Source organism: Janthinobacterium tructae (assembly GCF_006517255.1).
Taxonomy (GTDB): domain Bacteria; phylum Pseudomonadota; class Gammaproteobacteria; order Burkholderiales; family Burkholderiaceae_D; genus Janthinobacterium; species Janthinobacterium tructae.
Window position 1 is genome coordinate 3,935,496 of sequence record NZ_CP041185.1, and the last position, 14,684, is coordinate 3,950,179.

12 protein-coding genes and 1 pseudogene are annotated in these 14,684 nt (G+C 61.0%); 9 read left to right on the forward strand and 4 right to left on the reverse strand.

What is annotated here, in order from left to right:
- The first annotated feature begins 323 nt into the window (after positions 1 to 323).
- Positions 324 to 689, forward strand: a complete 366-nt coding sequence (locus FJQ89_RS17235; RefSeq protein WP_035822978.1) for a hypothetical protein — start codon at positions 324 to 326, stop codon at positions 687 to 689.
- Here FJQ89_RS17235 and FJQ89_RS17240 read toward each other — a convergent pair.
- The gene (locus FJQ89_RS17240; RefSeq protein WP_141171053.1) at positions 683 to 1,120 is read right to left on the reverse strand and encodes a hypothetical protein; all 438 of its coding nucleotides are present in this window, start codon (positions 1,118 to 1,120) and stop codon (positions 683 to 685) included. The two genes, FJQ89_RS17235 and FJQ89_RS17240, sit on opposite strands and share 7 nt — an antisense overlap.
- A gap of 168 nt (positions 1,121 to 1,288) precedes the next feature.
- Here FJQ89_RS17240 and FJQ89_RS17245 point away from each other — a divergent pair, with 168 nt between their 5' ends.
- The gene (locus FJQ89_RS17245) at positions 1,289 to 2,131 is read left to right on the forward strand and encodes an AraC family transcriptional regulator (protein WP_243136098.1); all 843 of its coding nucleotides are present in this window, start codon (positions 1,289 to 1,291) and stop codon (positions 2,129 to 2,131) included.
- 49 nt (positions 2,132 to 2,180) lie between these two features.
- Here FJQ89_RS17245 and folE read toward each other — a convergent pair whose 3' ends face one another.
- A complete protein-coding gene (gene folE, locus FJQ89_RS17250; RefSeq protein WP_035822985.1) occupies positions 2,181 to 2,747 on the reverse strand; it encodes a GTP cyclohydrolase I FolE in 567 nt (188 codons plus the stop codon).
- Between the two features lie 74 nt (positions 2,748 to 2,821).
- Positions 2,822 to 3,661 (reverse strand): NAD(+) diphosphatase, encoded by an 840-nt coding sequence (nudC, locus tag FJQ89_RS17255; protein ID WP_141171054.1) that lies wholly within the window; start codon positions 3,659 to 3,661, stop codon positions 2,822 to 2,824.
- A 296-nt stretch (positions 3,662 to 3,957) separates the two neighbouring features.
- On the opposite strand from nudC, the gene FJQ89_RS17260 reads away from it, so the two are divergent.
- The 6 genes and pseudogenes from FJQ89_RS17260 (at position 3,958) to FJQ89_RS17285 (ending at position 12,864) form a co-directional block, all read left to right on the forward strand.
- Positions 3,958 to 6,288 (forward strand): catecholate siderophore receptor Fiu, encoded by a 2,331-nt coding sequence (locus tag FJQ89_RS17260; protein WP_141171055.1) that lies wholly within the window; start codon positions 3,958 to 3,960, stop codon positions 6,286 to 6,288.
- A 121-nt stretch (positions 6,289 to 6,409) separates the two neighbouring features.
- Positions 6,410 to 6,682, forward strand: a pseudogene (locus tag FJQ89_RS17265) (IS110 family transposase); the annotation flags it as partial.
- Positions 6,683 to 7,087: 405 nt separating this feature from the next.
- On the forward strand, positions 7,088 to 8,401 hold the full coding sequence (locus FJQ89_RS17270) for a dicarboxylate/amino acid:cation symporter (RefSeq protein WP_141171056.1): 1,314 nt from the start codon (positions 7,088 to 7,090) through the stop codon (positions 8,399 to 8,401).
- Positions 8,402 to 8,509: 108 nt separating this feature from the next.
- A complete protein-coding gene (locus FJQ89_RS17275; protein WP_141171057.1) occupies positions 8,510 to 9,499 on the forward strand; it encodes a porin in 990 nt (329 codons plus the stop codon).
- 121 nt (positions 9,500 to 9,620) lie between these two features.
- Positions 9,621 to 11,528, forward strand: a complete 1,908-nt coding sequence (locus FJQ89_RS17280) for a sensor histidine kinase (RefSeq protein ID WP_141171058.1) — start codon at positions 9,621 to 9,623, stop codon at positions 11,526 to 11,528.
- Positions 11,521 to 12,864 carry a sigma-54-dependent transcriptional regulator gene (locus FJQ89_RS17285; RefSeq protein ID WP_141171059.1) on the forward strand — a complete coding sequence of 448 codons (1,344 nt, stop codon included), beginning with the start codon at positions 11,521 to 11,523 and terminating at the stop codon, positions 12,862 to 12,864. Before FJQ89_RS17280 ends, FJQ89_RS17285 begins: the two co-directional genes overlap by 8 nt.
- Here FJQ89_RS17285 and FJQ89_RS17290 read toward each other — a convergent pair.
- Positions 12,857 to 13,603 carry a metallophosphoesterase family protein gene (locus FJQ89_RS17290; protein ID WP_141171060.1) on the reverse strand — a complete coding sequence of 249 codons (747 nt, stop codon included), beginning with the start codon at positions 13,601 to 13,603 and terminating at the stop codon, positions 12,857 to 12,859. The two genes, FJQ89_RS17285 and FJQ89_RS17290, sit on opposite strands and share 8 nt — an antisense overlap.
- A gap of 227 nt (positions 13,604 to 13,830) precedes the next feature.
- Here FJQ89_RS17290 and FJQ89_RS17295 point away from each other — a divergent pair, with 227 nt between their 5' ends.
- Complete coding sequence (locus tag FJQ89_RS17295) at positions 13,831 to 14,679, forward strand: hypothetical protein (protein ID WP_141171061.1); 849 nt, start codon at positions 13,831 to 13,833, stop codon at positions 14,677 to 14,679.
- The last annotated feature ends 5 nt before the right edge of the window (positions 14,680 to 14,684 follow it).

Genomic DNA, 14,684 nt, shown 5'->3' on the forward strand with positions numbered 1-14,684 from the left:
TGTCTCCAACTCTCTATAGTGCGGCGAAGGGGCGTGGCCCGCTTCCAGCTCTGCAGGCCAGGAATGCGGCGGCGACGGTGCTCTGGCGGCACCGTTCAGACGTTTCCAGCATACGCTCGAACGACCGATACTTACAATGCTGGGAAGCAATGTTTTTTACACAGTGTTGTTAATGGGCTGCGACAATTGATGAGAATTGATGCTGCATTGCGGCAAAAATGCATGCAGATAGGCGGAGGCAAGGCAGGCGGGGGTGACGTGCGTGTGTCAAAATGCACACCGGCCGATACACGACGCACTACGACGAATCACGAAAGAACAGCATGACCAAGAATGAAGCCATGAAACGCATCAACGACCGCCTGGGCAAACCCACCCTGACGGACAAGAACACGCATTTTGCCAGCGTCGCCAGCTATGGCACGGACGAAGGCTGGTGGCTGAAGATCCCCTTCCTGACCTTCAAGCAGGAATTGCACTTCATCCTCAACAATGAGAAAACAAAAAGCTTCCAGCACCTGAAAATCGGCGCCAACCAGATCCTCAGCCCCGGCATGAGGTTCCGCAGCACGGGCGGCGCCGCCGACGCCTTCATGTCGGCCTCGGCGCCGAAACGCCTGGTCGACTTGCTCGACGGCGGCAGCAAGTACAACTTCACCAAACATTTTATTAACGATTATCGTTACTGATGCGCGGCCGTGCCGCCGTCGCCTGGCGGCAGCCGCGGCGGTAGCCACGCCCTGAGCAAATGCTGCGCGATGTCGAGCGCGTCGTCGCGGCTGGTACCGAAATGCAGGGGATAGCCCCAGAACTGGCCGAACATGACGGCGAAGGCCTTGCCGGCCAGGCGCTTCGCGGCGCTCGCTTCGACCAGCACCATGCCCTGGATATACGCGCGCAGGGCGGCCTTGTGCCGCTTCATCCACAGTACGGCGCGCTTGCGCTCTTCCTGCGGATGCGCATGCCCCTCTTCGTCCAGGCCCTCTTCGCTGAGGATGACAAACGCCTGCTGGCGCGCCAGCAAGTCCTCGAACTGGGCGAACAAGGCATCGTCGGGGCCGCTGGAGGCGCTGTCGCGGCGCATCCAGACGAGGGGGAAATCGGTGATATCGAGTTGCATGGGAGACTCCTTCAAGGGGTTGCCGTTCCTCCTGGCCTTCATCAGAACACAAGCGGCGGCGGTTACCGTTGAAGCGGGGCTGCGGATGCCCATACGATAGCGTTGGCGGCATTGCGCGTCATTGCATAAAATGGCCACAATATTATTCAATCCAGCCAAAATATTCTCATGCCCCATCCCCTCCTGCCCAGCATGCTGATGGCCCATCTGGGCCTGGACGTCGGCGCCTCCATCATCGATTTCGACGTCGATGGCGTGCTGCGTCCCTTGTTGGCCGTGGGCCTGGCCAGCGTGCCCGAGGATGCGGAACAGGCGCCGCACCAGCACCGCAAGGGGCAGCTGCTGTATGCCACGCGGGGTGTGATTCATTGCGAGGTGGAAAGCGGCGTGTGGATCGTGCCGCCCCAGTGCGCCGTGTGGATACCGGGCGGCCTGATGCATGCCGCGCAGGGCGTGGGCGAAGCGCAATGTTATTGCCTGTTTGTCGAACCGACCATGGCACCGGTCCTGCCCGCCGTCTGTTGCACCGTGGCCGTCTCGCCCTTGCTGCGCGAACTGATCGCCAAGGCGGCCTGTTTTCCCACCCTGAGCGCGCTGCACGGCGCGCAGGAACGCCTGGTGGCCACCCTGCTCGATGAGTTGGCCACGGCGCCGGTGGAAGACTTGCATTTGCCGATACCGCGCGATGCGCGCCTGCGCCGCCTGGCCGCCCTGCTGCTGGCGCAACCGGCAGATAAAAGCACCCTGGCCGAATGGGCCAGGCGCATCGGCATGAGCGAGCGCAGCATGACCCGCCAGTCAATGGAGGAAATGGGCATGAGCGTAGGCCGCTGGCGCCGGCAATTGCACGTCATCCTTGCCTTGCAAGGGCTGGCGCAAGGGCACAGCGTGAAAGCCGTGGCGCTCGAACTCGGTTATGAAAATACCAGCGGTTTTGTCACCATGTTCCGCAAGGCGGTGGGCAAGCCACCAGCGCGTTATCTGGCGCAACGGGAATCCGGAAGAATATAAAAAAAAAGGCGGCATCAGCCGCCTTCGTCCTGCATCGCCGCCTAAATAATCAAACTTCGCGCGCCAGGGCCAAAAACTCCGTGCGCAGCGCCAGGTTCGGCTGCATCTCGCCCAGCATCGCCGAGGTGATGGTTTCTTCGCCCGGCGTGCGGATGCCGCGGCTTTCCATGCACAGGTGGCGGCAGCGTACGACCACGCCCACCGATTTCGGTTCCAGCACTTCCATCAGGGCATTGGCGATCTGCATCGTCATGCGTTCCTGCACTTGCAGGCGCTTGGAGAAGCAATCGACCAGGCGCGTCAGTTTCGACAGGCCAACGATCTTGCCGTTGGGTACATAACCGATGGTGGCCTTGCCAAAGAACGGCGCCAGATGGTGTTCGCAATGGCTGTAGACGGGGATACCGCGCACGACGATCAGCTCGTTATACTGTTCCGCGCCATCTTCAAAGGCTTTCAGCAAGTCCACCGGGTCCTGGCCATAGCCGGACGTCCAATGCTTCCACGCCTTGGCCACGCGCGCCGGCGTTTCCAGCAAGCCAGGACGCTGCGGGTCTTCGCCAAAGCTGCTGATCAGCCGGCGCCAGTCGTTTTCGGAGAATTCTTCTTGAGACATGCTAAACCACCCTAAAATTTACAATTGCCGCCAGTATATAGAAAATGCGGCAAGCTGCCCGGGCAGCCCCCGCTTTACGCCACTGCCGGCGGGCGGTGCGCCCGTACCAGCAACGCCGAAATCGACACGCTGGAACTCGCTTCCGGCCAGGCATCGCCGGGACCGAACCAGCGCGCCTCGGCGATCTCGTTCTCGTCCAGACGGATCTCGCCATCGAGGTAATCGGCCGTAAACGCGATCATCAGCGAATGGGGAAACGGCCAGGACTGGCTCATAAAGTACTGCAAGTTATGCACGCGCAAGCCCACCTCTTCCATCACTTCGCGGTGCACGGCTTCCTCGATCGATTCGCCCGCTTCCAGGAAACCGGCCAGCGGACTGAAGCGCTGCGATGGCGAATTTTTATGCATGGCCAGCAGCACCTGCTCGCCCTTGCGGATGAGCACCATCATGGCGGGCGAAATGCGCGGGTACGCGAGCATGCCGCAGGCGGCGCACGTAAAGCAGCGTTCGCCGCGCGTGCGCTGCATGGGCGTGGCACACACGCCGCAATGGCGGTGCGTGCGCGCCCATTCGGCCAGCTGCACGGCACGGCTGGCCAGGCCCAGGAAGTCATCGTCGATGGCGTTGAACAGCGAACGCATGCCGTGATACGCCAAGCCGCTATCGGCGGGCAACAACTCCGCATCCGTCCAGACCGTCTGGCAATAGCGGCCCTGCCACCAGCCCACGGGCTGGGCGCGGCTCAGGTCGATATCGAGCGCGGCCGCCTCGGCGGCAGTGGGCAGGGTCAGCCCGGGCATACGCAACAGCAGGCGCCCGCGGTGAAAGACGAATGTCAGCGTCTCGGTGGCGGCCGGGGCCGGTTCGGGCGTGTCGATCAGGGGGACGAAGGCAGGGGGAGTGTGCAGCATGTGCTGGGAAGAAATTTGTAAAGGTTGCTCATCATACTCCCGCTGCCAAACGCTTGCGCGCATAGCAGCGCCCGGGCTGCAAAGCAAGCATTCATGAGCCATGCGCGTGTTTTTTTTGCGCTAAGTCCAATCCGTTGCGTAAACGATACTGATAACGATTCTCATTTACGAAATAGCGCCCAGTTATTACAATACCGCCTATTCCGTCTCCATCGCCAGCCACTTGCCCGCGTGCCCAAGCACTGCGGCGCAGAGCCAGCCAGGAACCACTACCCTGACCTTATCGAGAGAGCAAGATGGCAATCAAGAGCCGCAAACACGCCCCAACCCGTTTCAACCAGCACATCGGCGCCGCCCTGGCCGTGATGCTGCTGCCCGTCGCCGCCCAGGCGGCCGACCCCGCCGGCCAAAGTGCCCCGGCATCGCAGCAAACCCTGAACGAAATCAAGGTCGTGGGCTCCAAGGAAAATGACTTCAAGGCCGAAAAAGCCTCGTCGCCGAAATACACGGAAGATCTCGTCAACACGGCGCAAACCATCGTCGTGATCAAGAAGGAATTGATCGAACAGCAAGGCGCGCTGACCCTGACGGACGCGCTGCGCAACACGCCTGGCGTCGGTACCTTCTTCCTCGGTGAAAACGGCAACACGAACACAGGCGACGCGGTCTACATGCGCGGCTTCGATGCCTCGGGCAGCATCTATGTCGATGGCGTGCGCGACGTGGGCTCCATCTCGCGCGACGTCTTCAACATCGAACAGATCGACGTGCTGAAAGGCCCGGCGGGCACCGACAGCGGCCGCGGTTCGCCCACCGGTTCGATCAACCTGGTCAGCAAGACGGCCACCATGGAAAACAAGTTCAATTCGCTGCTGACGGCCGGCAGCGGCAAGCAGAAACGCGCTACGGCCGACTGGAACCGCATCATCGACGCCGATTCCGGCACGGCTTTCCGCCTGAACCTGATGACGCAAGACAGCGGCAATCCGGCGCGCGACGAAGTCAAGAACAAGCGCTGGGCCTTCGCGCCTACCGTCACTTTCGGCATCGGCAAGCCGACGCGCATCACGGCCAGCTACCTGCACGTGGATCAAAATAACGTGCCCGACGGCTTCGTACCCACCATCGGCCTGCCCGGCTACAGCACGCCGGACAGTATCACGCCGACGAACAAGGTCATCCGCACCTTCCTGAATAGCGCCGCCAAGGTCGATCCAAAGAATTTCTACGGTTCCACCGCGGACCACGACAAGGTCAAGGCCGATATGGCTACCTTGCGCATCGATCATGATTTCTTGCCCAACGTGCAGATTCAGAACACCACGCGCTACGGCAAGACCAAGCAGGACTACCTGCTGACGGCCTTCATGGGCAGCACCGCCAACCTGAAGACGCCGGTGGCCACCGATTCGTCGACCTGGACCCTGGCGCGCTCGCTGCGCACCGTCAAGGATCAGGAAAACACGATTCTGACCAACCAGACCGTGGTCAGCGCGCAATTCGATACGGGCGTGCTCAAGCACTCCGTCGTGGCCGGCGCCGAATTCACCAGCGAAAAGCAGACCAACTACAGCTATGTGCCTGCCAGCCTGGGCACCATGCCGGACGCCAATCTGTACCATCCGAACCCGCGCGCCCCCGTCACCGGCTACCAGCCCGTGCGCAGCGGCGCCTACAGCCAAGGCGAAGTCAACACGCAAAGCGCCTATGTCTTCGACACCATCAAGTTCGGCGACAAATGGATCTTCAACGGCGGCGTGCGCTTCGACCATTTCAACACCAGCTATGACTCCGTCACCCTGCAAACGGCCGTCGCCGCAGGCCAGGTGCAAAAACTGCCGGTAGGCACGCCTATTCCTGTTCACATCACCCTGAACGACACCTTCGCCAACGGCAAGATCTCGGCCCTGTACAAGCCAACGCCGGACAGCAGCGTGTATGCGCTGTGGGCCACCTCGAAGGCGCCGCCGGGCACCAACTTCACGCTGAGCACGGGCGCCAGCAGCGCGCAAAATCCGATGTATGATCCGCAGGAAACCACCACCAAGGAAATCGGCACCAAGTGGGATTTCCTGAAACAAAAACTGTCGCTGTCGGCCGCCGTCTACCAGACGGACGTGAAAAATGAAGTAGAGCAAGATCCCGTCGACCTGATCTACTATCAGAATGGCAAGAAACGCGTGCAGGGCATCGAAATCGGCATGGTGGGCGAGATCATGCCGAACTGGCTGGTCAGCGCCGGCTACACACGCATGAATACCAAGGTCGAGTCGGGCAAGGTCGTCACGGCCAGCGGCATCAATAACCTCAGCTACACGCCGAAACAGGCGTTCACGGGCTGGACCTCGTACACCCTGCCGTTTGGCCTGAAGATCGGCGGCGGCGCACGTTACGTGGGTGAAATGCTGCGCGGCACCGATGGCGCCGTCGGCACGCCGGCCCGCGTGGATGCCTACTGGGTCTTCGACGCCATGGCAACGTATACCGTCAACAAAAACCTCGACTTGCAGTTGAACGCCTACAACCTGGCCGACAAGACCTATGTGGCGGCCATCAACAAGTCCGGCTTCCGCTACACGCCAGGCCAGCCCCGTTCCTTCAGCCTGACGGCGAATATCAAGTTCTAACATCTAGAGAACACGCATCGCGTCACATCAAGCCCCTCTTCGGAGGGCTAATGAGATGGTCACCCTCCACCCTATAAGTTACTAAACTTATAGGGTGTTTTCATTTCTGAAGGAGACCATCATGGAAAGCGTCATGCTCATCGGCATCGATCTCGGCAAAAACAGCTTTCATGTCCACGGACAGGATCGCCAAGGTAAAACACTGCTGCACAAGAAGTTCAGCCGCCCACAACTGATCGCGTTTCTCGCCACTTTTCATCCCTGCACCATCGTCATGGAGGCCTGCGCCGGGGCGCACTTCATAGCCCGGCAACTGGCCGGCTTTGGCCATGAGGCCAAGCTGATCTCGCCGCAGTTCGTGCGCCCCTTCGTCAAGAGCAATAAGAACGACTTCGCCGGATAGATTTAAGCAAGCCTACTCACATCATACAAAATCAGCTTGCAAAAAGGAGGGTGACCATAGAATTTTTATTGTCCTGATAATCTTGTCTTTTTGCCGCACCACCGCCCTGCCGCAACTAGCGTATGAAAAGTCATACAGCGATGGCCCGTCACGTCCAATATTTCGCGCAAGCACGCCAAATTGCGACATCTAAGCAACAAAAAAGCTTCCTTAAATCAACAACTTAAGAAGTTAGGCCGCAAATTCCCATTTCAGGCATATCCTTTGCTATGTACAGGTTTTGCTGCAAATAATCGCTGGCACGCAAGGGCTTGTTTTTGAGAAATACTGACTCCAAGCTTGAGTTGCTCGCTATCAATAATCCGCTCACAGCGGCGTTTCACCGGAGGAGTCATAATGAAAAAGAAACGGCCATTAACCCTGTACATCCTGATTGCCATGATCCTCGGCATTGCCGTCGGTTATGGATGCAACACCGCCTTCCCTGATGCCAAGCTCAGCGCTCAGATCGCTGGCAATATTTCCATCGTCACCGACGTCTTCCTGCGCCTGATCAAGATGATCATTGCGCTGCTGGTGTTCTCCACCCTGACGGTCGGCATCGCCCACATGGGCGACGGCAAGACAGCCGGCCGCATCGGCCTGAAAGCCATGTGCTGGTTCGTCGTCGCCTCGCTGGTCTCGCTGGCGCTGGGCATGGTGCTGTCGAACCTGATGCAGCTCGGTACCAACCTGGGCTTGCCATTGCCGGACGTACACGCTTCAACGAATTTGAAAACGGCCGCCTTCACCTTGAAAGATTTCTTCACGCACCTGGTGCCGAAGTCGCCGATCGAGGCCATGGCCAACAATGAAATCCTGCAAGTGCTGGTGTTCTCGATCTTCTTCGGCGGCGCACTGGCCGGCCTGGGCGAATCGGGCAAGACCCTGACGGCCGTCGTCGACCAGCTGGCACAAGTCATGCTGCGCATCACCGGCACCATCATGAACCTGGCTCCGCTGGCCGTGTTCGCCGCCATGGCCTCCGTCATCACCACCCACGGCCTGGGCGTGCTGGTCACGTTCGCCAAGTTCATGGGCGGCTTCTACGTGGGCCTGTTGTGCCTGTGGGCACTGCTGATCGGCGCCGGCTTTGTCGTCATCGGCCCGCGCATCTTCAAGCTCGTCGGCCTGATCCGCGAACCATTCCTGCTGGCATTCTCGACGGCCAGCTCGGAAGCGGCGTATCCAAAACTGCTGACGGCGCTCGACCAGTTCGGCGTGGACCGCAAGATTTCCAGTTTTGTGTTGCCAATGGGCTACTCCTTCAACCTCGACGGCTCGATGATGTACTGCACCTTCGCCGTGCTGTTCATTGCACAAGCCTACGGTATCGACCTGTCGATCGGCACGCAGATCACCATGCTGCTGCTGCTGATGCTGACCTCGAAAGGCATGGCCGGCGTGCCGCGCGCCTCGCTGGTGGTGATTGCCGCCACCCTGAACCAGTTCAATATCCCGGAAGCGGGCTTGCTGCTGCTGATGGGCGTCGACCAATTCCTCGACATGGGTCGCTCGGCCACCAACGCGGTCGGCAATGCCGTCGCCACGGCCGTCGTCGCCAAGTGGGAAGGTGGCCTGGCCACCGAGGAAGAAGCCGCTGCGGCCAACGCCGCCAACCAGAACACGGAAAGCCATTGGGGCGAAGCTGACCACGCTAGCAAAGCCTGATAGCGCCATGGCCCGCCACAAGCGGGCCATTTATTTGTTGTCCATGTTGAGTAACAAGCAGTCAGGTAGTGCGATCAGTAGTCATTCCAACTTATTAGAGAGATTTTCATGAAAAAAGTCCTGTTTACCCTGCTGGCCCTTGGCGCAGCTTCCGGCGGCGCATTGGCGCAATCGAGCGTGACCATGTATGGCGTGGCTGACGCCGGCCTGGTGTTCGACAAGGATGCGGCCGGCGACCGCCTGAACCGCGTCGCCTCCGGCATCGCCTCGGGCTCGCGCATCGGCTTCAAAGGCAAGGAAGACCTCGGTGCTGGCCTGGCCGCCATTTTCGTGCTGGAAAGCGGTTTCAACATCGATACCGGCACCTCGGGCCAGGGCGGCCGCCTGTTCGGCCGCCAGGCATACGTCGGCCTGACCGGCAGCGCCGGCGCCGTCACCTTGGGCCGCCAATATACGCCGTACTACTTGGCCCTGCGCGACGTGGCCGATCCGTTTGTCATCGGCCTGGCCGGCACGGCATCGAACATTATGGCGACGAATTATCGCATCGACAACATGGTGCAATACAGCACGCCGACCTGGAGCAAGCTGTCGGCCGACCTGGCGTATGGCTTTGGCGAAGTGGCCGGCGACAATGCGAAAAACCGCAGCATGGGCGGCGCCGTGCACTACATCGACGGCCCGCTGAACGTGACCCTGACGCACCACCGCCAGGAAAATTTGGTGGCGAAGCAAACGCGCAACACCCTGCTGGCCACGCGCTACGACTTTGGCGTGCTGCAAGGCAACTTCGGCTACGCCGACAACCGCGCCTTCGACGACAGCAAGAGCAACGACATCCTCGTTGGCTTCAGCGCCCCGTTCGGCGCCACCAAGCTGGTCGCGTCCTACATCCGCCACAACGACAAGAGCAATGCCAACCGTGACGCCCAGCAGTGGGCCATCGGCGCCTTCTATGCGCTGTCCAAGCGCAGCGACCTGTACACAGGTTACGGCCACATCAGCAACAAGAACGGCGCTACCTACAAGGTTGGCAATGCCACCGACGATGGCACCGGTAACAGCGGTTTCAACCTGGGCATGCGCCACACGTTCTAAGGACATCGAGCTGTCCGTGACATAAAAGCGTGAGCCGCCGGATGCATATCCGGCGGCTTTTTCTTTTTACGCAATATTTAAATGCGATACTGTGGGTTCTTGCAAGTTGGCAGCTGATTTTATGAATAGCAGTAACAAACCCTCCCTTTCCTGGCGTCAGCGCCTGGCGCAACGCTCGGGCCGCGAAACGCTGGCTTGGGGCGTGGTGCTGGCAGCGTGTCTGACGACCGTCTGGCTCGTATATTTCTGGACGGAGCGCATCGCCATCGGCAAGCTGCAGGCGAGTGGCGCGCAGCGCCTCGAGGTGTATGTCAGCAGCCTGGAAAACGCGCTGGAGAAATACGATTTCCTGCCCAAGACGCTGGAACTGAACCGCGACGTGATCCGCCTGCTGCAGCACCCGGAAGATCCCGTGCTGGTCGATACGGTCAACCATTACCTGGAGCAGATGAATGCCCAGGCGAAATCGTCGACCATTTTCATCAGCAACCTCGACGGCAACACGCGGGCCGCCAGCAATTGGCAGCAGCCCGACAGCTTTATTGGCGACAATATCTCGTTCCGCCCCTACGCGCAGGACGCCCTGCGGGGCACGCCGGGGCGTTTTTATGGCGTCGGCACGACGCGGCTCGAGCCCGGCTACTTCTTTGCCCATGGCATCTACCAGAATGGCCACATGCTGGGCCTGGCAACGGTCAAGGTGAACCTGGAAACCCTGGAAAAACGCTGGGTGCAAGGCGCGGACAAGGTCATGCTGGCCGATGAGCACGGCGTGATCTTTCTCAGTTCCATGGCGGACTGGAAATACAAGACCCTGGCGCCGCTGTCGCCCGCCATCGTCGAAGAACTCAACCGCACGCGCCAGTATTACTCGAAGCAGCTCGAAGCCATCCCCTTCGTCTCGGACCGCCAGCTGGGCAATGGCGCGCGCGTGATCAGCGTGCGCGAGCAGGAACATGCCGACACGCCACCAAAGATCAGCTCCAGCGTCATGACACAGATCAAGCTCAAGTCACCGCAAGGCTGGACTTTTATCTACCTGTCCGACCTGGCGCAGGCAAAAGCCAGCGCGCGCGCGGCAGCCGCCTTCTCTTGCGTGCTGCTGGGTTTTTTCATGCTGCTGTTCTTTTACCTGCGCCAGCGCCGCGCAGCCGTGGCGCAAAAATTGCGCGCCCGCGAAGATTTGCAACATGCCTACGACAACCTGGAAGCCATGGTCGAGGAACGCACCTCGGAACTCAATGCCATGACGCAAAGCCTGAGCCAGGAAATCGAGGTGCGCAGCAAGGCCGAGCAAAAACTCCACATCACGCAAAACGAATTGTTCCAGGCCGGCAAGATGGCCGTGCTGGGGCAAATGTCGGCCAGCATCACGCATGAACTCAACCAGCCGCTGACGGCGCTGCGCACCATGTCCGACAATGCCGTCATCCTGCTCGAGCGCGGACGGCTCGACGATGCGCGGCGCAACCTGGCGAAGATCTCGCAAATTGCGGCCAGGATGGGGACCATTACGGGTCAGTTGAAGATTTTTGCGCGCAAGTCGACCACCAGCCTGACCTCCGTCTCGATCCCCACGGCGATCAGCAATGCCCTGTTCCTGGTCGAGCGCCGGCTGCAGGTTGAAAATGTGCGTTTCACCCTGCAACTGCCGCCTGAAGACATCTTCGCCATGTGCGAAAGCAACCGCCTGGAACAGGTGCTGGTGAACCTGTACGCCAACGCGCTCGACGCCATGAACGGCAGCGAAGTGCGCAGCCTGCGCGTGTCCGTCGCATGCACGCCCGAGCATGTGCTGATCCATGTGGCCGACACGGGACCGGGCCTGTCGACGGAAGTGTACGAACACCTGTTCGAACCGTTCTTCACGACCAAGCCGCAAGGACTGGGACTGGGCCTGGGCCTGGCCATTTCCGAACAGATCACGCGCCAGTTCGGCGGCGTGCTGCGCGCCGAAAACGCCCCCGGCGGCGGCGCCATCTTCACCATCGAACTACAGATTGCAACGCAGGAGGAAAAACATGTTTGACGGCTTGAAGGTCTTGCTGGTCGAAGACGACCCCACCGTACGCGAAGGCAGCGAGCAGGCACTGCAACTGGCTGGCCTGGACGTGCTGGCCTTCCACTCGGCCGAGCTGGCCTATAAACTGCTCACGCCCGATTTCCCCGGCATCGTGGTCAGCGACGTGCGCCTGCCGGGCATGAGCGGCCTGGAATTGCTGCAAGCGGTCAAGACGCTCGATGCCAACCTGCCCGTGATCCTCGTCACCGGCCACGGCGACATCACCATGGCCGTGCACGCCATGCGCACGGGCGCCTATGATTTCATCGAAAAGCCGTATTCGTCCGAACAACTGGTCGACGTCATCCTGCGCGCGCTGGAAACGCGGCGACTCACGCTGGAAGTGCACAGCCTGCGCCGCCAGCTCGAGGACGGCGGCGGCATCGAATCGCGCCTGCTGGGAAATTCCGTGGCGATGCGCGACATACGGCGCTTGATACTCGACGTAGCAGACGAACCGGCCGACGTACTGATCTATGGCGACACGGGCACGGGCAAGGAAATGGTGGCCCGCTGCCTGCACGACTTCAGCCACCGCCGCAAGCACAACTTCGTTGCCGTCAACTGCGGCGCGATTCCCGAAAGCATATTTGAAAGCGAAGTCTTCGGCCACGAACCGGGCGCATTCACGGGCGCGGCCAAGCGGCAGGTGGGCAAGATCGAGCACGCGGACCACGGCACTTTTTTCCTCGACGAAATCGAAAGCCTGCCCCTGTCCCTGCAAGTGAAATTGCTGCGCGTGCTGCAGGAACGCTATATCGAACGGCTCGGCTCCAACGTGCCCACGCCCGTCGACGTGCGCGTCATCGCGGCGGCCAAGCTGGACCTGGAAGACTTGTCGCAGCAGCAGAAATTCCGCAGCGACCTGTACTACCGCCTGAATCTGATCGTGCTGCATTTACCGCCCTTGCGCGAACGGCGCGAAGACATTCCCATCCTGTTCGAGCACTTCGTGCTGGCCGCCGCCGCCCGCTACAACCGCACCGCGCCCGTGGTCTCCAGCGCACAGATGCGCAACCTGATGGCCCATTCCTGGCCCGGCAATGTGCGAGAACTGCGCAATATCGCCGACCGCTTCGTGCTCGGTATCGCCGGCGGCGCTTCCAGCCTGCTGGCGGGCAATCAGGCCAGCCCCCTGTCGCTGGCGGAGCAGGTGAACGGCTTCGAACGCGCACTGATCGAACAGGAACTACGCGCATATTCCGGCAACGTCAGCGAAGTAAGCACGGTACTCGGCTTGCCGAAACAGACCTTGTATCACAAGATGCAAAAGTACAACCTGGTGGCCGAAGAGTTCAGGTAAGCACGCCGACACGGCCCGTGCGCAGTGGCACGACCCAGTCGGGCCGGCCATTCGCCAGCGCCAGCCGCGCCGCCTGCTCCCAGTCATATTCCACGGCGTGCAACTGCGCCGTCCAGGCGCCGTCCATCGCCTGTTCGGCAATCGCATAGCGCGCATGCGGCGTGCCGTTCTGCATCACGTGCGGATAAGCATGATCGTCGTCGTAGGCTTGCAAGCCGACGCTGCCCGGGTTGACGATCAGCCGCCCATCGGCCAGGCGCACCTGGCGCGGCATGTGCGTGTGGCCGCACAGGATCAGGGCCGCGTCGGCCGCGCCCGCGCGTTCGGCCACCTCCACCGGCGTGGCGGCGCGGCTGCCCTGCGGCGTGACGCTGTCGAGAAAATACACGAGGTCGCTTGTCGGGGTGCCGTGCACCAGCAGCACATCGTGGCGCAAGCGCAAGGTGGCGGGCAGCGCATTGATCCACGCGAGTTGCTCGGGCAGCAGTTGCGCGCGCGCAAAAGCGTCGGACACGCCCATGCGGGCCGGGTCGCCCAGCAGCTGGCGCTCGTGGTTGCCGCGGATGGTGGGCAAGTCGAGCCCCATCAGGCGCGCCGCCGTGGCGCGCGGCTGCAGATGGCCCGAGACGATATCGCCCAGGTTGACGGTCACGTCGACCCCACGCCGGGCGATATCGGCCAGCACGGCCTCAAGCGCATCGAGGTTGCCGTGGATATCGGAAATGGCGGCGATTTTCATGCGGTGTCTCCTCTTCTTGCACACCATTCTGCCCGCGTCCTGCGTTGCAGGCAATGCCGGTATGAATACTAGCTGTTACACACGGTAGGACAAATCCGACGGCCACTTGCGCCGTGCGGCTACGTAATTTAAAAGTAACAATTGCTACCATTTCCTCATTGCACTGTTGCCCAGCGTGGGCCGCCCAAGCATCGCGACAGTTTCACTTTATTCTGAGGAGTAGTCCTATGGTTGTTACGTCCGTCCCCGCCCGCCTGTCCCCACCTCGTCCGCACCACCTCGCCTTGCGCGGTGCCATGATGCTGGGTGTGCTGGGCATGGCCACGGCGGCCGCCACGGCGCGGGCCGAGCCATCGCCCACGCTGGACCGTGTCAGCATCTCGGTCGGGGCATTTTCCGCCGATCCGCGCATCAATATCGGCGCCGACACGCAGTTTGGCCGCATCGACGCCCCCGAATCAAAGCCCAGCCATACCACCATCCCGCGCATCAAGGCCGATGTGCTGATCGGCGACCGCCACGGCCTGGCTTTCGACTACTACCGCTACGACAAATCCTACACGCCAAGCCTGACGGGCGAAACCATCATCAATGGCCAGCCCGTCACCGGCACGGCCACGGCGAATGCGGATCTGAAGCTGGACCTGGCCAAGCTGGCCTATAAATGGTGGTTGGGCAGCGGCAACGACACCTTCGGCATCGGCCTGGGCGCCGCCTACTACCACGCCGGCCTGAACGGCACGGCCACCGGCGTCGTCAATGGCGAAACGGCCACGGCGCGCGATTCCATCAGCGAGCATGCATTCGCGCCGCTGCTGGAAGTGGGCTGGCGCCACGCCTTCACGCCGGACTTGCGCATGTATGCGGAAGCGTCGGGCATCAAGAAAAACGGCGGACGCATCAATGGCCACATCTACGGCGGCAATATCGGCGTGGAATGGTTTCCGTTCAAGAACATCGGCTTCGTGGCCGATTATGGCATCTCGAAAATCAAGCTGCACCGCGACAGCGAACGCGATGCCGACCTGAACATTCGCCTGACGGGACCGTCAGCGTATGTGAAAGTGCGCTTCTAAACGAG